General features: G+C 62.5%; 23 protein-coding genes. 7 read left to right on the forward strand and 16 right to left on the reverse strand.

Annotated features, from left to right (window positions below; genetic code table 11):
• The first annotated feature begins 19 nt into the window (after positions 1-19).
• Positions 20-706 (forward strand): DUF1045 domain-containing protein, encoded by a 687-nt coding sequence (locus tag KJP30_RS10680; protein WP_218449118.1) that lies wholly within the window; start codon positions 20-22, stop codon positions 704-706.
• On the opposite strand, the gene phnN is transcribed toward KJP30_RS10680, so the two are convergent.
• From phnN to KJP30_RS10705, 5 genes are read right to left on the reverse strand one after another with little or no spacing between them, the layout of a single operon-like run.
• A complete protein-coding gene (gene phnN, locus KJP30_RS10685; protein ID WP_218449119.1) occupies positions 688-1,230 on the reverse strand; it encodes a phosphonate metabolism protein/1,5-bisphosphokinase (PRPP-forming) PhnN in 543 nt (180 codons plus the stop codon). The two genes, KJP30_RS10680 and phnN, sit on opposite strands and share 19 nt — an antisense overlap.
• Complete coding sequence (gene phnL / locus KJP30_RS10690; protein WP_218450114.1) at positions 1,230-1,913, reverse strand: phosphonate C-P lyase system protein PhnL; 684 nt, start codon at positions 1,911-1,913, stop codon at positions 1,230-1,232. Before phnL ends, phnN begins: the two co-directional genes overlap by 1 nt.
• Positions 1,914-1,918: 5 nt before the next feature.
• Positions 1,919-2,869, reverse strand: coding sequence for a magnesium transporter CorA family protein (locus KJP30_RS10695; protein WP_218449120.1), 951 nt, complete (start codon positions 2,867-2,869; stop codon positions 1,919-1,921).
• Positions 2,869-3,639 (reverse strand): phosphonate C-P lyase system protein PhnK, encoded by a 771-nt coding sequence (gene phnK / locus KJP30_RS10700; protein WP_218449121.1) that lies wholly within the window; start codon positions 3,637-3,639, stop codon positions 2,869-2,871. The genes KJP30_RS10695 and phnK overlap by 1 nt, the downstream gene beginning before the upstream one ends.
• Positions 3,636-4,502 carry an alpha-D-ribose 1-methylphosphonate 5-phosphate C-P-lyase PhnJ gene (locus KJP30_RS10705; protein ID WP_218449122.1) on the reverse strand — a complete coding sequence of 289 codons (867 nt, stop codon included), beginning with the start codon at positions 4,500-4,502 and terminating at the stop codon, positions 3,636-3,638. Before KJP30_RS10705 ends, phnK begins: the two co-directional genes overlap by 4 nt.
• Between KJP30_RS10705 and KJP30_RS10710 the strand changes: the two genes are divergently transcribed.
• Positions 4,501-4,773: a hypothetical protein gene (locus tag KJP30_RS10710; RefSeq protein ID WP_218449123.1), complete on the forward strand. Its 273-nt coding sequence runs from the start codon at positions 4,501-4,503 to the stop codon at positions 4,771-4,773. The two genes, KJP30_RS10705 and KJP30_RS10710, sit on opposite strands and share 2 nt — an antisense overlap.
• A 233-nt stretch (positions 4,774-5,006) precedes the next feature.
• Here KJP30_RS10710 and KJP30_RS10715 read toward each other — a convergent pair whose 3' ends face one another.
• The 4 genes from KJP30_RS10715 to phnG are packed head-to-tail and all read right to left on the reverse strand — an operon-like array spanning position 5,007 to position 7,701.
• Positions 5,007-5,609 carry a pyridoxamine 5'-phosphate oxidase family protein gene (locus KJP30_RS10715; RefSeq protein ID WP_218449124.1) on the reverse strand — a complete coding sequence of 201 codons (603 nt, stop codon included), beginning with the start codon at positions 5,607-5,609 and terminating at the stop codon, positions 5,007-5,009.
• A complete protein-coding gene (locus tag KJP30_RS10720; RefSeq protein WP_218449125.1) occupies positions 5,606-6,691 on the reverse strand; it encodes a carbon-phosphorus lyase complex subunit in 1,086 nt (361 codons plus the stop codon). Before KJP30_RS10720 ends, KJP30_RS10715 begins: the two co-directional genes overlap by 4 nt.
• Before the next feature lie 3 nt (positions 6,692-6,694).
• A complete protein-coding gene (gene phnH / locus KJP30_RS10725; protein ID WP_218449126.1) occupies positions 6,695-7,261 on the reverse strand; it encodes a phosphonate C-P lyase system protein PhnH in 567 nt (188 codons plus the stop codon).
• Entirely contained in the window at positions 7,261-7,701 is a 441-nt protein-coding gene (gene phnG / locus KJP30_RS10730; protein ID WP_218449127.1) for a phosphonate C-P lyase system protein PhnG, read from the reverse strand. The genes phnH and phnG overlap by 1 nt, the downstream gene beginning before the upstream one ends.
• A gap of 100 nt (positions 7,702-7,801) precedes the next feature.
• On the opposite strand from phnG, the gene phnF reads away from it, so the two are divergent.
• Together phnF and KJP30_RS10740 are read left to right on the forward strand one after the other, a co-directional pair.
• Entirely contained in the window at positions 7,802-8,509 is a 708-nt protein-coding gene (gene phnF, locus KJP30_RS10735; protein ID WP_218449128.1) for a phosphonate metabolism transcriptional regulator PhnF, read from the forward strand.
• 103 nt (positions 8,510-8,612) lie between these two features.
• Positions 8,613-9,794 (forward strand): alpha-D-ribose 1-methylphosphonate 5-triphosphate diphosphatase, encoded by a 1,182-nt coding sequence (locus tag KJP30_RS10740; RefSeq protein WP_218449129.1) that lies wholly within the window; start codon positions 8,613-8,615, stop codon positions 9,792-9,794.
• Positions 9,795-10,011: 217 nt separating this feature from the next.
• On the opposite strand, the gene KJP30_RS10745 is transcribed toward KJP30_RS10740, so the two are convergent.
• The 5 genes from KJP30_RS10745 to phnC all read right to left on the reverse strand — a co-directional run bounded on the left by KJP30_RS10745 (position 10,012) and on the right by phnC (position 14,739).
• Complete coding sequence (locus tag KJP30_RS10745) at positions 10,012-10,629, reverse strand: LbetaH domain-containing protein (RefSeq protein ID WP_218449130.1); 618 nt, start codon at positions 10,627-10,629, stop codon at positions 10,012-10,014.
• A 54-nt stretch (positions 10,630-10,683) separates the two neighbouring features.
• The gene (gene phnE, locus KJP30_RS10750) at positions 10,684-12,021 is read right to left on the reverse strand and encodes a phosphonate ABC transporter, permease protein PhnE (RefSeq protein WP_218449131.1); all 1,338 of its coding nucleotides are present in this window, start codon (positions 12,019-12,021) and stop codon (positions 10,684-10,686) included.
• Complete coding sequence (gene phnE, locus KJP30_RS10755) at positions 12,018-12,887, reverse strand: phosphonate ABC transporter, permease protein PhnE (RefSeq protein WP_218449132.1); 870 nt, start codon at positions 12,885-12,887, stop codon at positions 12,018-12,020. Before phnE (KJP30_RS10755) ends, phnE (KJP30_RS10750) begins: the two co-directional genes overlap by 4 nt.
• Before the next feature lie 72 nt (positions 12,888-12,959).
• Positions 12,960-13,865: a phosphonate ABC transporter substrate-binding protein gene (gene phnD, locus KJP30_RS10760; protein ID WP_218449133.1), complete on the reverse strand. Its 906-nt coding sequence runs from the start codon at positions 13,863-13,865 to the stop codon at positions 12,960-12,962.
• Between the two features lie 67 nt (positions 13,866-13,932).
• Entirely contained in the window at positions 13,933-14,739 is an 807-nt protein-coding gene (phnC, locus tag KJP30_RS10765) for a phosphonate ABC transporter ATP-binding protein (protein ID WP_218449134.1), read from the reverse strand.
• A gap of 247 nt (positions 14,740-14,986) precedes the next feature.
• Here phnC and KJP30_RS10770 point away from each other — a divergent pair, with 247 nt between their 5' ends.
• Entirely contained in the window at positions 14,987-15,205 is a 219-nt protein-coding gene (locus KJP30_RS10770) for a DUF1127 domain-containing protein (RefSeq protein WP_218449135.1), read from the forward strand.
• A gap of 88 nt (positions 15,206-15,293) precedes the next feature.
• Here the strand turns inward: KJP30_RS10770 and KJP30_RS10775 are convergent, their stop codons facing one another.
• Both KJP30_RS10775 and rpsD read right to left on the reverse strand, forming a co-directional pair.
• A complete protein-coding gene (locus tag KJP30_RS10775; protein ID WP_246594466.1) occupies positions 15,294-15,872 on the reverse strand; it encodes a hypothetical protein in 579 nt (192 codons plus the stop codon).
• A 146-nt stretch (positions 15,873-16,018) separates the two neighbouring features.
• On the reverse strand, positions 16,019-16,639 hold the full coding sequence (gene rpsD, locus KJP30_RS10780) for a 30S ribosomal protein S4 (RefSeq protein WP_218449136.1): 621 nt from the start codon (positions 16,637-16,639) through the stop codon (positions 16,019-16,021).
• 294 nt (positions 16,640-16,933) lie between these two features.
• Here rpsD and KJP30_RS10785 point away from each other — a divergent pair, with 294 nt between their 5' ends.
• Entirely contained in the window at positions 16,934-17,704 is a 771-nt protein-coding gene (locus KJP30_RS10785) for an EAL domain-containing protein (RefSeq protein ID WP_218450116.1), read from the forward strand.
• Positions 17,705-17,884: 180 nt separating this feature from the next.
• Positions 17,885-19,060, forward strand: a complete 1,176-nt coding sequence (locus KJP30_RS10790; RefSeq protein ID WP_218449137.1) for an acetyl-CoA C-acetyltransferase — start codon at positions 17,885-17,887, stop codon at positions 19,058-19,060.
• The last annotated feature ends 12 nt before the right edge of the window (positions 19,061-19,072 follow it).

Raw genomic sequence — 19,072 nt, forward strand, 5'->3', positions numbered from 1 at the left:
GGCAAGAGTGGAGGTCGTCATGCATTTCTCCCGATACGCTGTCTATGTAACCCTTCCCAAGGGTCCGCTGTCTGATTTCGGCGCTGCCTGGCTGGGCTGGAACGCCGCGACAGGCGAACGGCCCGACGCGCCGATGGTCCATGGCCTGCCGATGCCCGTTCACGACATCACCGCCACCCCGCGCAAATACGGGCTGCACGGCACAATCAAGCCGCCTTTCCGTCTGGCCGAAGGGCAAAGCTTTGCGGCCCTTCAGGATGCTTTTGCAACGCTTTGCGGCGCGCTGGCACCTGTTACGCTGGACGGGTTGGCGCTGACCCGGCTTGGCGGGTTTCTTGCGTTGACCCCGACCGGCGGCACCGATGCGCTTTCGGCCCTTGCCGCGCAGACGGTCGAGGGGCTGGATCGCTTCCGCGCACCCGCGTCCGCGTCCGAATTGGACAAGCGCCGAAAATCCGGCCTCTCTGCGCGGCAGGAAGACCTGCTGGTTCAATGGGGCTATCCCTACGTGATGGACCAGTTCCGCTTTCACATTACGCTTAGCGGTAAGCTGGGGAAGGAAACCGCCGAACAGGTCCGCACCGCGCTGTTGCCCCACATCGACCAACGCCTGCCGCGCCCGTTCATCATCGACGCGCTGACGCTGTGTGGCGAGGATGCGACGGGCTATTTTCATGAATTGCACCGCTACGCCCTTTCCGGCTGAAGCCGGGACAGGATCGTATCTATCGTCTGGTCCAGCGGGCCAGAGTTGTCGACGGTCAGGACCGGCAGTTCCCTGGGCAGGTCTGACACCTTGCGGCGCAACCGCGCGGCGATGTCCTCGGCGCTTTCCCGGCCACGGCCCGCAAGACGGGCGGCCAGCACCTCGACCGGCGCGGTCAGCGACAGAACGACGAAACGGTCGAACCGTTTCTGTGCCTGCTCCAGCACCGCACGGGACAGGTTCACCAAGACCTCGTTGCCCTGCGCCAGTTGCTGGTCCACTGCGACGGGGATGCCATAGGACAACCCGTGCGCCTGCCACGACAGGGCAAAACCTCCGGCGCTTTGAACGCGCGCAAACTCTTCGTCGCTGACGGCGATATGATCTTCACCGCCCGCGGCCTGCGGCCGGGTGATCATCCGGCGCAAACACAGGAAACGCGGGTCTCGCGCGGCCAGCGCCGACATGACGCTGTCCTTGCCGACACCGGACGGCCCGACAACCGCGATGAACCGCCCTGCCATCATGCGGCGGCCTTGGGGGTAAAGCCCGTCACGTCGATTTCCCGGTCGCAAACCCGCTGTCGGGCGGCCTCGTCGTGAAAGATCCCGACAATGGCGGCACCGCGCGCCTTTGCCTCTTCGATCAGGCCAAGCACGGTTTCACGGTTCGTCGCATCCAGAGAGGCCGTCGGTTCGTCCAAAAGCAAAGCCGGATACCCATGGGCAAAGCCGCGCGCGATGTTCACGCGCTGCTGCTCTCCGCCGGAAAACGTGGTCGGAGACAAGCCCCACAGCCGCTCCGGAATCCGCAGGCGGGTCAGCAGGTCACGCGCCCGCGCCTCTGCTTCGGCCCGTTCAGTGCCAACCGCCAGCAAGGGTTCGGCCACCACGTCCAGGGTCGGCACGCGGGGCACCACCCGAAGGAACTGGCTGACATAGCCCAGAACCTCGCGCCGCAACTGGATGATCTCACGCGGCTCGGCCTGTGCCACGTCCACCTCTCCGACCCGGATACTGCCAGAGGCCGCAAGGTAATTGCCGTAGATCATGCGCATCAGCGTGGACTTTCCCGCGCCCGAGGCCCCGGTCAGCGCAACGCATTCCCCGCGCCCGACAGTCAAGGAAGCCCCGTCCATCACGCGGATCACGGCAGCGCCCTGATTGTGAAGGGTGAAGGTTTTGGAAACGTCGCGGATTTCGATCATGGCGGTCATAGCCAGCCCTTCCACTTGAAAAACAGATAGGTGCCCAGCGCCGAACCCGCCATGAGGCCTGTAGCGATCAGGTAGCCGTGCGGTTGGTCCACACCGGGCAGGATTTCGAAGTTCATGCCATAGACAGAGGCCACCAGCGTCGGCGGCAGAAACAGGACGGCGACGACAGACAGCGTCCGGTTCGCATCGCTTTGTTCAAGGTTGACCATGCCAAGCACTACGTCCGTCACATGGGCCACGCGCCCCATCAGGAAATCGGCGTGAACCACCAGTGCCTGAATATCGCGGGTATGCGCCTTGAGCACCTGCCGCAGTCCCTGCCCGTTTTTCTGCGGCAGGTTCAGCGAAAATGTGGTCAAGGCACGTTCCAGTGTCAGCAGAGACAGCCGGTAGTTGGCCAGTTCCTCGCCTCTGCGGCCTACGTTGCGCAGCATTTGTTCAAGAATCTTCTCGGGGTTCTCTCCCTCGAACAATTCGCGCGAGGCCGTGTCCAGCGCGCGACCGACGCCTTCCAGCAGGTCGGCGATCCGGGCCACGATTTCCTCGATCAGACCAAGGAACAGGTGCAACGGACCGCCACAGCCAGCGGCCGTCAGCGCCGCATGCCCCGGAAAGGTCGTAAAACTGCGCGGCGCGTGATAGCGCACCGTCAGCATGCGCTGCGGCGTCAGCATGAAGGCCACCGGGCCGAACGTGCGGCGGTCTTCTTCGTCCAGCCCCGGCAGCATGACGGTCAGCACCTCGGTTGCGCCCTCGCGGTAAAGCCGGTTCGAGATCTCGATCTCTTCCATGTCCGCAAGGCTGGGCAGCGTGATGCCCAGCGCCTGAACCGTTTCCGCCTCTTCGGGCGAAGGCTGATGAATGTCGACCCATTGGGCCGACTCCAGCGCCTCTGCCTCGGTCAGGGCGGCCAGCTTGTCGCCATCTATGCGGAACCCGCGCAGCATCAGACCTGCAACACCGAAGAGACCAACAGCTGCGTATAGGCATGCTGGGGGTCGTCCAATACCTGATCCGTCAGCCCGGTTTCGACCACATGCCCGTCTTTCATCACCATCAGCCGGTCCGCCAGCAAGCGCACCACGGCAAGGTCATGAGTGACGATGATCGCCGACAGCCCCATTTCGCGCACCAGACCGCGCAACAGGTCCAGCAGGCGCGCCTGTACCGACACATCCAGCCCGCCTGTGGGCTCATCCATAAAGACCAGCCGGGGACCGGTCACAAGATTCCGGGCAATTTGCAGACGTTGCTGCATACCGCCGGAAAAAGCCGTGGGGCGGTCGTCGATCCGGGTCCGGTCAATCTCGACCCGGCCCAGCCAGTCCTCGGCCTGATCGCGGATCTCGCCATAGTGGCGGGCGCCCACGGCCATCAGGCGTTCACCCACATTGCCGCCAGCGCTGACATTCATGCGCAGACCATCACGCGCGTGCTGATGGACAAAGGCCCAGTCGGTCCGGCCCAGCATCCGGCGTTCGGGTTCGGACATGACCACCGTGTCCTTGAGCCCCTCGGCGCGGGTATCGAACAGGACGCGGCCGGTATCCGGCTCCAGATGGCCCGCCATGCAATTCAGCAAGGTGGATTTCCCCGACCCGCTTTCCCCGACGATCCCCATGACCTCTCCGGGGTAGAGATCAAAGGACACGTCGGCACAGCCAATCCGCGCACCATAACGTTTCGCCAGGTTTTCGACTTTCAGCAACGGCGTCATGCGGCATCCTCCTGCGCGGGTTTTGACCCGGTATGGCCTGCCTCGCGCCGGGCGCGACAGAAATCGGTATCGGAACAGACGAACATCCGCCCGCCCGCGTCGTCCACGATCACCTCGTCCAGATAGCTGTCTTCTGCCCCGCAAAGATCGCAGCAAGCGTCGGCCTTCGACGCTTCGAACGGGTAGTCATTGAAATCGAGGCTGACCACCTGCGTATAGGGCGGCAGCGCATAGATGCGCTGTTCGCGGCCAGCGCCAAACAACTGGATCGCCGCATTCCCCGACATCTTGGGGTTGTCGAACTTGGGGATCGGCGATGGGTCCATGACATAGCGGCCCTCGACCTTGACCGGGTAGGCGTATGAGGTCGCGATCTGGCCGTGCCGCGCAATATCCTCGTACAGCTTGACGTGCATCAGGCCATAATCCTCCAGCGCGTGCATCTTGCGCGTCTCGATCTCGGACGGCTCCAGAAAGCGCAGAGGTTCCGGGATCGGCACCTGATACACAAGGATCTGATCCTCGGTCAGCGCCTCTTCGGGAATGCGGTGGCGGGTCTGGATGACGCTGGCCTTGGCAGTTTCCTCGGTGGTTTCCACCCCGGCGGTGCGCTCAAAGAACTTGCGGATCGACACGGCGTTGGTCGTGTCATCAGCCCCCTGATCGATCACCTTGAAGGTATCTTCGGGCATCAGCGTCGCCGCCGAAACCTGCACCCCTCCGGTGCCCCAGCCATAGGGCATGGGCATCTCGCGGCTTGCGAAAGGCACCTGATACCCGGGAATGGCCAGCCCCTTGAGAATGGCACGGCGGATCATCCGCTTGGTCTGTTCGTCAAGATAGGCAAAGTTATAGTCGGACATGGGATACCCCAACGGAAGAGAGTGCGCTGACATGTGGTACGGTTTCGGCTTCCTGGCCTTCGTGGGCCTTGCCATCTGGTTGAGCGTCCGGGACCAGCGCCGCAAGGCACGCCGACGGGCAACGCTGCGGCAGGACGGCAGCACGTGGATCTGGATCGACTTCGATGGCAGTACACGCCGATCGGACATTCACCCCGAACGCCCCGGCGGCGACTGGTACAGCGACGGAGGGTCGGACAGTGGCAGCGACGGCGGAGACGGCGGCGATTGACCCCGAAAGATCGCTAAAATCCCGCTCAAGTTTCAGGCGGAGGACCGCCGCCCGCTTCATATTGCTGCCCTGATTTGGTGACAGGATCCCGGCATCCGCCCCAATGTCAGGACGCCGCTCATGTTCACCGTTGCCACAGCCTTGTTGATCGTCTTCAGCCTTGCCCTGATCGCCAAGGTGATCCACGCCCGCAAGTCGGACGACTGAAGCGGTATAGATTGCCCGCCTTACGGTCATGACGTCCCTCCCTTGGCCGGATCGTGATCCGGCAAGAGGGGGTTGAACTCTTCCCGGCGTTTCCAGTCGGGCACTTTTGCCTGCCCGTCCCCCTGATCAAGGTAGTCCGACAGCTGTCCGCCCGAATGGATATAGCGCGGGCAATTCGTAAAGATCGCCAGTTCATCCACATGGATCATCGCCATGGCACCGGGCACCTCGGCCTGACGCGGATCGTCGAACACCAGCCGCGCGCGGCCATTCACCCGCAGCCTGCGCGGCGCTTCGAAATCGATGAAAAGCAGGCCGACAGACGGGTTGGCCTGAATGTTCCCCATGCTGCGGAACATGCCGTTGCCATCCAGACACGGAAAGGACAGCGACCCTGGCGACAGGACTTTCAGATGCCCGGGCGCGCCCCCCTTGTAAGAGCAGTCGGGAAAACCGTCGGCGTCCGTGGTCGCGAGGAAGAAACAGGTCAGCCGCTCGACAAAGGCGGTGTCATCCGCGGTAAAGGCCTCGCGCCGGTTATGGCGGGCCAGCGCGTCGGCCAGCGCCTCGGTGCCAAAGCGTCGCTGCAACGCGCGCATGGCGTCGTTGTAGACGGGGCGCTGTGTCATCCCGCGGCCTCCGGCTGGGTGCTTTCAGCCTCGCGGCGCAGTTTGCGCACCAGCTCCAGTTCGGATTGGAAATCGACGTAATGGGGCAGCTTGATATGCTCCAGAAACCCCGTCGCCTGAATGTTGTCCGAATGGTAGAGGACAAATTCTTCGTCCTGCGCCGGCGCGCCCATGTTGTCTTCGCCCAGCTCCCGCCAGCGCAAGGCACGGTCCACCAGCGCCATTGAAATGGCCTTGCGTTCGGTCTGGCCAAAGGTCAGCCCGTAGCCACGGGTAAACTGCGGCGGTTCGGTCTTGGACCCGGTGAACTGGTTGACGGTCTCGCATTCCGTGACCTCGACCTCGCCGATCTCGATCGCAAAGCCCAGTTCGGGAATATCCATTTCCACGGCCACGGTGCCGATGCGCAATTCGCCGACAAAGGCATGGTTGCGCGCGTATCCGCGTTGCGTCGAATAGGCCATGCCAAGGATGAAACCTTCGTCGCCCCGCGTCAGCGCCTGCAAGCGCAAAGCCCGCGAACCCGGCAGCTCCATCGGCGCCCGTGTCAGGTCGGGCGGGGTTTCGTCGCTCTCCACCTCTTGCTGGATCAATCCCTCGCGGTTCAGGAAACCGGTGATATGGGGCGTAGGCTCTTGCCGGGGGGCGGCGGCCGGGGCCTCGGGAACTTCGCCATCGGCGGCGAGTTTGAAGTCCAGCAACCGGTGCGTGTAGTCAAATGTCGGCCCCAGCACCTGCCCGCCCGGCGCATCCTTGAACGTGGCCGAGATCCGGCGGATGCAGGCCATGTCGGCGGTACTCACAGGGATCGTCGAGCCAAAGCGCGGCAGGGTCGTCCGGTAGGCGCGGATCAGAAAGATCGCCTCGATCAGATCGCCGCGCGCCTGCTTGATCGCCAGAGCGGCAAGGTCGGGATCATAGAGCGAGCCTTCTGACATGACACGGTTTACGGCCAGTTTGAGCTGCTCGCGGATCTGCGCCACGGACAGTTCGGCAACCTCTGTATCGCCACGGCGCTCTTCGGCAAGCCAAGCATGGGCGTTCTCGATGGCGCGCTCGCCCCCTTTGACGGCAACATACATGGCTTAGCCCTCTACCTTGGTGCTGCGCGGCAGCGCGGCCAGCCGGGAGCCAGCACAGAAATAGGCATCCCAGCCCAATGGAAAACGGGCCGCATTGGCCTGAAAGGCCGCGACCTCGGGCAACGAAAAACGGGCCGTGTCACGGATGCCCGGCCCGCTGAGCATAGCCCCTTCGGAGGACAGCGCATCGCATTCGACAACCAGCGTCGCGGACCGATCCGGGTATTGCGAGGTGCCGATGCGGTAACGGTCCAGCGGGTGCAGCGCCTGCCATGTCCCGACGGCAAAGTCGCAGGTTTCCGCACCAACCAACGGCGCGCCCGCATGGAAGGTGATCCAGTCGCGGACCGGCTTGCAGTCATGCTCACCGGCCAGATGCACCCCGGTTTCAGGATCGCATAGGGTAAGGATCAGCGCCGCAGCCGCCGGGGACAGCGGTGCAGGCGGGACGGCGCCGGTGATGTCGTGGATCGACCCCGGCCGCGCCATGGCCTGCATGGCCACCCGAAAAGCGCGAGAGGATTCGACCGGAGCATCGGCAAAGCCGCCCTTGAGAACAGTGGCGTCCATCAATCCTCTCCTCGTACCAGAGTAAAGAACTCGACCTTCGTGGCCGCGGCCTTGGCGGCACGGGTCTTGGCCTGATCTGCCATCCGGGCACGCAACGGGGTCAGAACGTCGGCCTCGACCGTCTCGGCCGCGTCGGTCTGCATCAGCGCATCCACCAGCGCCGCCCGTTCGGCATGCGCCTTGTCGCGGCCCTGCACATAGCCATGGCCGACGGTGCCATCGTCAAGCTGCAACGAGCAGCGGGTCACCGTCATCTCTCCCATGTTGAAGGGCGCGCCAGTGCCGCCCATGCGACCGCGCACCATGGCTGCCCCGATCTCGGGCGCGCGAAGCCATGTGAATCCGGGCATGTCGCGCCCTTCCATCAGCGCGTTCAGCGCCGGGGGCGGCGATTTGGCCAGAAGGCTCATCCAGTTCTTTCGGGCGGTCTGCTCTTGCATCTAGACACCTTGCGGAGTTGTCTGAATAAATATACAACTAGACAAGTTCTACCCCGCTCCCCCGAGTCGGACAAGCCCGCCCCGGTGAAAGTTTCATGACATGCCGCGCCCCGCGCTTTGGACCGCCATCTCTGACAACCTGACCCGGGACATTGCTGCCGGACGCTATCGTCCCGGCGACAAGCTGCCGACCGAGGCAGAGCTTTCGGCCCGTTTCGGTGTGAACAGGCACACGGTGCGCCGCGCCTTGCAGGCCATGTCGGACGGTGGGCTGGTCCATTCGCGTCGCGGCGCCGGTGTCTTTGTCGCGGCCACCCCCACGGATTATCCGCTGGGACGGCGCGTGCGGTTCAACCAGAACCTGCGGGCGGCAGGCCGTGTCCCGGGGCGCGAAATCCTGATGTCGGAAACACGTTCTGCCGATCCCGGAGAAGCGCGCGCCCTGGCGATCGACCCGGGCGACCCGGTGCATGTCTACGAAACACTGGCCACCGCCGATGGCGTGCCCATCGCACTGGGCGCCGGGGTCTTTCCCGCGCGGCGCATACCGAACTTCCTCGAGGCGCTGCATAGCACCGATACTGTCACGGATGCGTTGGCAGCCTGCGGGATCATGGATTACACGCGCGCATCAACCCGGGTGACGGCGCTGTTGGCGACCCCCACGCAGGCGGTTCGCCTGCGGCTTGCCGAAGGCGCGCCCATCCTCAAGACCTCCAGCGTCAACATTGACCCCGACGGCGTGGCCATCGAATACGGCGAAACCCTGTTCGCCGGGGACCGTGTTGCCCTCACGCTGGAAGCTTAGCCGCGAATACGCCTTATTTTCTTGGAAGTCTGGGGCAATCTGTCACTACGCTGATACAAAATAAGCGTAGGCAGGCCGAACAATTTTCGTGCCGAGCCGTTCCATGCCACTTGCCCCCTCCTCCCTGCGCCTGACTGGCGCCACTGTTCTGCGCGAAGGCGCGATGCAGTCGCGGTCCGTCGCCATCGAAGACGGCCGCATCTCCAAGGGACCGCTGCCCGAGGTGGACCTGAGCGGCTATTTCATCCTGCCCGGCATCATCGACTTGCATGGTGACGCATTCGAACGTCACCTTGCACCGCGCCCGACGGCCCCCTTCCCGATCCGCACCGCCTTGCAGGCGACCGACCGCGACGCAGCGGCCAACGGCATCACCACCGCATGGATGGCCCACAGCTGGAGCTGGGAAGGCGGCGCACGGGGCCCGGACCACGCCGAAGCTTTTCTCTGCGCGATGGATGACTATGCGGAAATGGCGCTGACCGACCTGCGAGTGCAGATCCGATGTGAGACTCACACGGTCGACACCATCGACCGGCTGCTGGCCGCGGTGCGCAGGCACAAGATCGACTATGTGGTGTTCAACAACCACCTCGACGAAGCCACCCAACTGGCGGGGATCGACTCGGCGCGCCTTGCCCATTGGGCGCGGCAGGCCGGACGTTCGGTCGAGGAACACCTTGAGGTCGTGCGCCACGCGCAAAAGCAAAAGCGCGATGTTCCGCGCTATCTCTGCCGCCTCGCCGAAGCCTTCGACATTCTGGGTGTCAGCTATGGCAGCCACGATGACGGCGATGGCGAAACGCGCGAATACTATTCCCAGATCGGTGCCAAGATCTGCGAATTCCCGACACGGCGCCCTGCCGCCGCGCTGGCCCGCGCGGTGGGTGATCCGATCCTGATGGGCGCGCCAAACGTGGTGCGCGGCGGATCGCAGTCGGGCAATATCTCGGCCCAGAAGCTGATCGAGGAAAGGCTCTGCGATGCTCTGGTGTCGGATTATTACTATCCGGCAATGATGCAGGCGGCCTTTCACCTTGTGGATCAGGGCGTATTGGATCTGCCACGAGCATGGGCGATGATTTCGACACGGCCTTCAGAAATCCTGCGAATGCCAGACCGCGGCGTGATCGACTATGGTCGCCGTGCAGATCTGGTGGTGGTGAACCCCGCCACGCGCGTCGTCGAAGCGACGCTTTGCGCAGGCCGAATTACCCATCTTGCGGGTGAAGCGGCGCATCGCTTTCTTGGAGCAAGCGGCGGGTTGCGGCTGGCCGCCGAGTGAACGCGTGACAATCACGCGTTTCCCACACGTTTCGCCGAATTCTTCACATAGATGTAACATCACCCGCTTAATGAAACGCCTGTGAGTGTGGCCACTCGCCGGAGTCTTCTAGTCGATTGTTCCGGGCGTGTTGGAGTGGTTCCAGGGTATTTCAGAACCAAACGGGCGGCCTTTTTTTCGGCCGCCTATATTTTTTCCAGAACCGTGATCTCCCCGATCAGGTTTCGTATTTCTCAAGGAATGCAGGCACGCTCAGCTTGCGGAAGTCCTCCAGCGCGTCACGCAGCGCGTCGTGGCCCCACTCCCACCAGCCAAGCGCTTCGATCCGCTCGGCCAGCTCTTGCGGCAGACGGTCACGCACCGGCTTGGCCGGAATGCCCGCCACGATGGTATAGGGCGCAACGTCGCGCGTCACGATTGCGCCGGAGGCCACAACGGCACCGTTGCCGATGGTGACCTCGGGTTTGACCTGCGCATTGTGACCGATCCACGTGTCATGGCCGATCTTGGCCATCCGCCCGGCGCGATGCGCGAACCAATCCGCGTCATCTGCCGCGTCGTCCCAGTAAGACGCCGAACGGTACATGAAATGATGCAGGCTGGCGCGGTCCAGCGGATGATCTGTTGCACCAATCCGGGTGAAACTCGCGATATTGGCGAATTTTCCGACCTCTGCATTCGCAATGTCAGCGTAGCGGTCGCAATAGCTGTAGGCCCCGAAACGGGTATTGGCGATGCGACTGCCCTGCCCCACTTCGGTATAGGGACCGAAATCGCTGTTGGTGACGGTGCACCCGTCGTGAAAAAGGGCGCCGTCGGCGGATAGTTTTTTCATGTCGTCCTTCCTGTGGCCGCGCGCAGTTGCGCCGCCGGTTTAGCGCCGCGCAGTCTAGTGACCGCTGCCGTCCCCCTTGATCAGGCGGCGGCGCAGCTTGCCTGAAATCCAGTCCATCAGGATGACCATCAGCACGATCAGCGTGATGTAATAGCTCACCTCTTCCCAGTCCTTCTGGGTGATGATCGCCTGCGTCAACATCAGGCCGATGCCGCCGCCAGTAATCGCACCGATGATGGTTGCGGAACGGGTGTTGGATTCAAGGTAGTACAGCACCTGACTCAGCAGGACGGGCGTGATCTGAGGGATCACGCCAAAACGATAGCGTTGCAAAGGTTTCGCGCCGGTCGAGGAAACCCCTTCGATTTGTTTCTGATCGACGTTTTCCAACGCTTCCGAAAACAGCTTGCCCAGCGACCCCGAGTCCGTCAGCAGGATCGCAAGCGCACCGGTCAGCGGACCGGGGCCAAAAGCCCGGCTGAGCAAGATGGTAAAGATCAGCGCATCCACACCGCGCACGAAATCAAAGATGCGCCGCACCAATTGGCGCACCACCACAACCGGCGTAAAGTTCTTGGCTGCAAGAAAAGCCAGCGGCAAAGCCACCAACGCGGCCCCCATGGTCCCAAGGAAGGCCATCAGGATCGTTTCGCCAATGGCCCAAGCGACCTTTCCGTGGTGCCACAAGGGGTTTGCCCAGAAGTCCTCCCACGCGCCGGCAATGTTGCCCCGCGTCGGATCGATCTGCGGCCCGAAAAAGACCTCAAGGACCGAGCGGTTATGATAGGGGCTGTCCAGCGTGAACCAAAACAGTTCCCAGCCAAAGAAATAGCGGAACACCTCGGTTCTGGCGCGGGTCATGGTCATGCGCCCCGCCTCGGTGCGAATGTCGAGCCGTGCGCTGGTGTAACTGATCCAGTCGGGCAGGTCTTCTAGGGGAATGTCGATGGTTACGCCCGGATCCAGCCGGGCGGTGATGTCGCCGAACTCCGGGTGCCGGTAAATCGCGGTCTGTCCGGGCAGGAAGACGACGCTGTGCCCTTTGAGCAGGTCGATGATCACGGTTTCCCCGTCCACATCCACCCAGTCAGGCGTAACGCCTTCGGGATAGGTGGCGGGACGCTCGCCCTCTTTGGCGACGGTCAATTCGCCGTTGCGGTTCGAACGCGTGACGTGCGTCTTGTAGCTGTAAGTATCCCGGATCAGCGTCATCGCATTGTCGAGCCGCGCACGCTCGGCCAATCCGCCCACGTCGAAGGCCACAAAAATATAACCAAGATACAACAGGATGACCGCTGGCACGGCCATGGCAATCAGGCGTTTGCGGCGGAACAGTGTTTCCGCCTCGGTCCGGCGCTGGGCCAGCGACAGGTTCACGGTGGCATCGGTCATTTTCCGGCCCCTTCGCTCAGTCGGTTGCGCAGGGCAGACGACAACTGGTCCACCACGACGATGGTCACGAACAGCAGCACGAAGATCGCCGCCGCCTCGTCAAACCGGCCCGGCCCCCAGGCCATCGAGTTGCGCAGCTCGTAGCCGATCCCACCAGCCCCGACGAAGCCAAGGATGGCCGAGGCGCGAATGTTGATTTCGAACCGCAACAGCCCATAGCTGAGATAATTCGGCGCCACTTGCGGCATCACGCCCAGCAGCATCCGCTGGCTCCATGTCGCGCCGACCGAGGTCAGGCCATCTACCGGCTTGAGATCGGCGTTTTCGTTCACCTCGGAGTACAGCTTGCCCAGCGCCCCGGCGGTGTGCAGGGCGATGGCGATCATGGCGGGGATCGGCCCGCCGCCCAACATGTAGATCAGCACCAGAGCGACCACGATTTCCGGCAATGCGCGCGACACGTCCATGATGCGACGAAAGACAGGGATCAATACCGGCCACTTCGCCAACCCGCGCGTCGACAAAAGCGACAACAGCAGGCCAAGAGCCGCGCCCAGAAGCGTGGCCACGGCGGCGATGTTCAGCGTTTCGATCAGGTCGGGCAGGTATTTCCACAGCAGGCCAAGCATGTCGGCGCGCTTGTCCCAGGCTTCGCTGATCACGTCCGCCGGAAAATCAAAGATCCGGTGCAGCCCGTCAAAGAAACCGCCCGCGTTGCGGTCATTGGCAACCCGGAAACCGGACACCAGCAGAACGATGAAAACAAGAATCGCGATGCCGCTATACAGCCGTTTCTGGCGCACCATGGCCATATAGCTGTCTTGCGTCGCGCTCAGCGGCGTTGCGCCCTGCGTCAAATCTGTCATCTGCCCAGCCTTCATGTGAGAACCCCGCCCCTAGCAGGGGGCGGGGTTCGATGGTCTTGACGGATCCGTGGATCAGCCGTCGATCTTCTTCTTGCGGACGGCGATGATGGTCTCATACGCCTCATGCGTGATCGGCTCGAAACCGGCGGTATCGCCAAAGGCCACGTTGTAGGCGCAGTCCTTGTCCTTGGCGTAGAGCCCCAGGACCAGAGCCTTGACCTTGTCCTGAACGTCGGCGGGCAGAGCCTTGCGGATCACGACCGGGCCTTCGGGGATCGGCTTGGACTTCCAGATCTGGACCAGTTCGTTCATGTCGACCAGACCGTTGTCCACGGCGCGGCGCAGAGCACCCGAGTTATAACCGTCTTCCCAGTTGCCAAGGCCGTCGGCCCAGGTCACGCCGGCGTCGATGTCACCGTTGTAGACGGCAACGATGGTCTGCTCGTGCCCGCCGGTGAATTTCACTTCACCGAAGAAGTCGCCGGAGTCCATGGTCACGCCATACTGGTCGGGGATCTCGACGGAGGGGATCAGGAAGCCCGAGGTCGAGTTCGGATCGCCAAACCCAAAGACCTTGCCTTCGAGATCTTCGATCTTGGTCACGCCGCTGTCCTTACGGGCAAAACCGATCGAATGGTAGGAATAGGAACCGTCGAGGTTGGTCTTGACGGCGAAAGGCTCACCCGCTTCGGGGTCTTGCAGGTAAAGCGCCGCGTAGGACGAAGCGCCGAACCATGCGAGATCCAGAGTGCCGCCCAGGAAGCCCTGGATCACGCCGTTATAGTCGGCGGGGGTGAACATCTTGACCTCGACGCCCAGCTCTTCGCCAACATAATCGGCAAGGCACTGGTAGTTGTTCAGACGGCTCTGAACGTTGTCGCCGCCCAGAATGCCGATGCGGAACTCGGTGATTTCCTGTGCCATGGCCGGAGCGGCCAGCGCGGTGGTTGCTGCAAGAGCTGCAATGATCTTTTTCATCGTCGTCCTCTCTGTTGGTGGCCCCTGCCAATCGCTGACCGGGGGTGATGAAAACGGAAAGCGATGCTCAGGCCGTCAGCGGCTGGCGATCGTGTTCTAGCGCGTTGATGTCGGTCGAGGTTGCGGCCTCGGAAAACTCGGCCCCGGCGCCATAAATGTCGCGGGCAACGCCGGTGGTCAGCTGATCGGGCCGCCCATCAAAAACCACCCGCCCCTTGCGCATGCCGATGACCCGGTCGCAGTAACGGCGCGCGGTATCCAGCGTGTGCAGGTTGGCGATGACCATGCGACCGTCTTCCTCGTGGATGCGGCGCAACGCATCCATGACGATCTGGGCGTTCATCGGATCCAGCGAGGCAATGGGTTCGTCCGCGAGGATGATTTGCGGGTCCTGCATCAACGCACGGGCGATTGCGACACGCTGCTGCTGACCGCCGGACAGCGCTTCGGCGCGCTTGGGTGCGTGTTCGGCGATGCCCAGCCGGTCGAGAATCTCGATCGCCTTGTGGATGTCTTCGGTCGGATAGAGGTTGAACAGGGTCGAAAGGGTCGACCGCCGGTTCAATGTGCCATGCAGGACGTTCGACACCACATCCATGCGCGGCACGAGGTTGAACTGCTGGAAGATCATGGCGCATTCGGACTGCCACTTGCGCTTGGCGCCGCCCGTCAGCCGCGTAACGTCCCTGCCCTGAAAGGCAATGGTGCCCTCGGTGGCATCCGCAAGACGGTTGATCATCCGCAACAATGTCGACTTCCCCGCGCCAGAGGCGCCGATCACGCCGATCATGGCCGGTTTGTCGATGGTAAAGCTGACGTTATCCACGGCAGCATTTGCGCCAAAGCGCTTGGTCAACTGTTCGATGCGTAGCACGCAACACCCCCTAAGTCTGGGCGCGTGCTACGGGGCGTCGTTATCCGTTCCATGACGAAACGACTAAATTTTTGTAACGCCGTTGAAGAAGGTTGCGGATATCCCTGTACACACTCTGCCCAATGTTTCGGCAGCCATGCAGAGGCCCGAAGGCGGCTATGCAGCAGCGCCTCTGGTGCTGCGCCGCAGCGAAACCTAGTATCTAGGCCAAGGGAGGGAACCCATTATCACAATGAGGAGTCCTGCAATGGCAAACGTTCACACAGCAATCGCCGCTCCCAGCGGCAACATCTTCGGAGCTTTCTTCACGAAGCTTTTCAACGGTCTGGTTTCCATCGCCGAAGCCAACAGCCGCGTGCGCACTGTCGAACGGCTGAACGCGATGTCCGACGCCGAGCTGGCCCAGATGGGTATCCAGCGCGCTGACATCGTGCGCCACGTGTTCCGCGACAGCTTTTACATCTGATCCAGACCACAGTCGCAGGCGGCATTCCCGCCTGACGAGTTGACCGCCGCGCTCCGCAAGGAGTGCGGCGTCACTGTTTCCGGAGCGGTCAATTCCCGGCGCGGCGCATCATCATCTCGTGCACTGCCGCCATACCACGATCGGCCATCTCTGTGACTTCGGCCGCATGGGTCTGCAAGGCCGCGACCAGTTCCGGCGCACGCGCTGTCTGAACCACGACGATCCCCTCGTCCGTAATGTCGATCTCGGTCGCTATTTCATCGTGCCGGGCAAAGAAGACGTCCAGCGTCGGGCTTTGGATCATCACCTTGGGGTCACGTCCCTCTTCGACGCGGGCAATCATGCCGGCCACATGGCTGACCAGCACATCCATCACAGCCGGATCACTGGAGAAAGTTACCGTGCGAATCCCGTCCGGCAGGTTTTCGACCCGCCGGTCGATCTTGGTAAAGTTGCGGAACATTACCGCCAGTTCGGCGCTTTCCTCCGGCGTTGCATCCAGACCGCGCAGGCCCGGCATATTGACCATGTCATGCCCTGTGCCGTCGGCCCCATGGTGCAGCCCCGCCCCTGCATGACCATGACCGGCCATCTGCGCGCCGGCACCCGGCGCAAAAACAACGGCCCCACAAAGGCCGATCAGCGCCGCCCTTACAATCCCCGCCATATCGCCTCTCCCTTTGCCGAACCGATCGGATTCACATCTCGGTCTTACGATACGTCGGCTGATCCTCCGAACCAAATGGAAAAGGCCGCCCCGGGGGACGGCCTTTCCAGATTCCTGTCGGAGGCAGGCCCGGGGCCTGCATGCACTTAGTTCTGTGCGTAGTATTCGATGACGAGGTTCGGTTCCATCACCACGGCGTAAGGCACATCGCCCAGCTGCGGGGTGCGGACGAAGGTTGCGGTCATCTTGGAGTGATCCGCTTCGATATAGTCCGGAACATCACGCTCGGGCAGCTGGGTTGCTTCCAGCAGGGCTGCCATTTGCTTGGACTTCTCGCGCACCTCGATAACGTCGCCTTCCTTGACGCGGTACGAGGGGATGTTCACGCGCTTGCCGTTCACCAGAACGTGGCCGTGGTTCACGAACTGACGGGCTGCGAAGACGGTCGGCACGAATTTCGCGCGGTACACGACGGCGTCCAGACGACGCTCGAGCAGGCCGATCAGGTTTTCACCGGTGTCGCCCTTCAGACGCTCGGCTTCGGCGTAGATGCGGCGGAACTGCTTTTCGGTCATGTCGCCGTAGTAGCCCTTGAGCTTCTGCTTGGCGCGAAGCTGCAGACCGAAGTCGGACATCTTGGCCTTGCGGCGCTGACCGTGCTGGCCCGGGCCGTATTCGCGGCGGTTGACGGGCGACTTTGCGCGGCCCCAGATGTTCTCGCCCATGCGGCGGTCGATTTTGTACTTGGCAGACGTGCGTTTGGTCACGGCTGATCTCCTTCGTTCAGGTTTCGAAGGGCGTTGTCCTCTTTCCGGATTAGGCCGGAGCGACAGGCATCCCCTTGCGGGGGCCACCAACACCAATGAAGCGGCGCTTATACAGGCGGAACCACGGCTGTCAAGCGGCCTCGCCGGGGCGCGTACAATTTGAACCAAACCGGAACATTAACAATTGTTTCACACCTCGGGTCGCAAATAGGGCAGGACCACGGCACGGAGGCGGAAGTGGCGAAATCGGCAGCATTCGACGGTGGCGCGCGCAATGCGTTGGAACATGCAGTCATGACGCGCGACAAGTCCGTCATGGAGATGGTTCGGCAGTCGATCCAGCACAGGCAGGTCATGCTGGCCTATCAACCCGTGATGCAGGCGCAGGCACAGGACCGCACCGCCTTTTACGAAGGGTTGATCCGCGTTCTCGACGAAACCGGGCGGGTGATCCCGGCGTCCGAATTCATCGAAACGGTCGAAGATACGGAATACGGGCGCATCCTTGATTGCATCGCTCTGGAAAAGGGGCTGGCAGAACTGGGTCAGGTGCCGGGGCTGCGCCTGTCCATCAACATGTCGGCCCGGTCTATCGGTTACAAGAAATGGATGCGCATCCTGAATCGCGGGCTGGATCAGGATGCCACCATCGCGGAACGCCTGATTCTCGAAATCACCGAAAGCTCGGCCATGCTGGTGCCTGAACTTGTGGTCAGCTTCATGGACGATCTGCAACGCCGGGGAATCACCTTTGCGATTGATGATTTCGGCGCCGGCTACACGGCCCTGCGACACTTCAAGGAATTCCGCTTTGATGTGCTCAAGATCGATGGCCAGTTCTGCGATGGCGTCGCGGCCGACCCTGACAATCAGGTTCTGGTCGGGGCAATGGTAAAAATTGCCGAACAATTCGACATGTTCACCGTCGCGGAAAAGGTCGAATCGCAGGACGATGCAGATTGCCTTGCCGCCTTGGGGATCGATTGTTTGCAGGGCTATCTCTTTGCCGCGCCCAGCGTGCGGCCGCCATGGCGGCAATCGGACGCCGACCGGCGCGCCGGTTGACCTCATCGCGCCACGAATTGCATGCATATCCGCCATGCAACTTCGGGATGAGACACCCTGTCCGGTAGTTATGCTCCTGAGTTTCGGCTATTTCCCTTGCGACAAGCGAGGAAGAGAAGGGCCCGCAACCGGCGGATCCGCGTCTTTCTGTGAGGCTCCCGCTTGCCTGGAGGACAACATATGACCAACGTCGTTATCGCAAGTGCTGCCCGGACGGCTGTCGGCAGCTTTGGCGGTTCCTTTGCCAACACTCCGGCGCATGATCTTGGCGCTGCCGTCCTGGAAGCTCTGGTCGAGCGCGCCGGTGTCGCCAAAGAGGATGTGTCGGAAACCATCCTCGGCCAGGTGCTGACCGCGGCCCAGGGGCAGAACCCGGCACGCCAGGCGCATATCAACGCCGGCTTCGCCAAAGAAGCGGCTGCCTGGGGCATCAACCAGGTCTGCGGTTCGGGCCTGCGCGCGGTTGCGCTGGGCGCACAGCACATCATGTTGGGCGATGCCTCGATCGTCGCCGCCGGCGGCCAGGAAAACATGACCCTTTCGCCCCACGCCGCGCACCTGCGCGCCGGTCACAAGATGGGCGACATGAAATACATCGACACGATGATCCGCGACGGCCTGTGGGATGCCTTCAATGGCTACCACATGGGCCAGACCGCTGAGAACGTGGCGGACCAGTGGCAGATCACCCGCGAAATGCAGGATGAATTCGCCGTTGCATCGCAGAACAAGGCCGAAGCCGCCCAAAAGGCAGGCAAGTTCGACGACGAGGTGATTCCCTTCACCGTGAAAACCCGCAAGGGCGACATTCTTGTCAACAAGGATGAATACATCCGCCACGGTGCCACCATCGAAGCCATGCAGAAACTGCGCCCGGCCTTCACCAAGGACGGGTCGGTCACAGCCGCCAACGCATCGGGCCTGAACGACGGCGCGGCCGGTGCCCTGCTGATGTCCGCGGATGAGGCGGAAAAGCGCGGCATCGAACCGCTGGCGCGTATTGCCTCTTACGCGACCGCCGGTCTGGATCCGTCGATCATGGGCGTCGGCCCGATCTACGCCTCGCGCAAGGCGCTGGATAAAGCCGGCTGGAAGGTCGAGGATCTCGACCTTGTCGAAGCAAACGAAGCCTTCGCCGCTCAGGCCTGCGCCGTGAACAAGGACATGGGCTGGGATCCGGCCATCGTGAACGTCAACGGCGGCGCAATCGCCATCGGCCACCCGATCGGCGCTTCGGGCGCGCGCGTGCTGAACACCCTTTTGTTCGAGATGAAGCGCCGCAACGCCAAGAAAGGCCTCGCCACGCTGTGCATCGGCGGCGGCATGGGCGTCGCTCTTTGCGTGGAGCGCCCGTAAGGCTCGCGGAAC

This window comes from Antarctobacter sediminis (assembly GCF_019218285.1).
Taxonomy (GTDB): domain Bacteria; phylum Pseudomonadota; class Alphaproteobacteria; order Rhodobacterales; family Rhodobacteraceae; genus Antarctobacter; species Antarctobacter sediminis.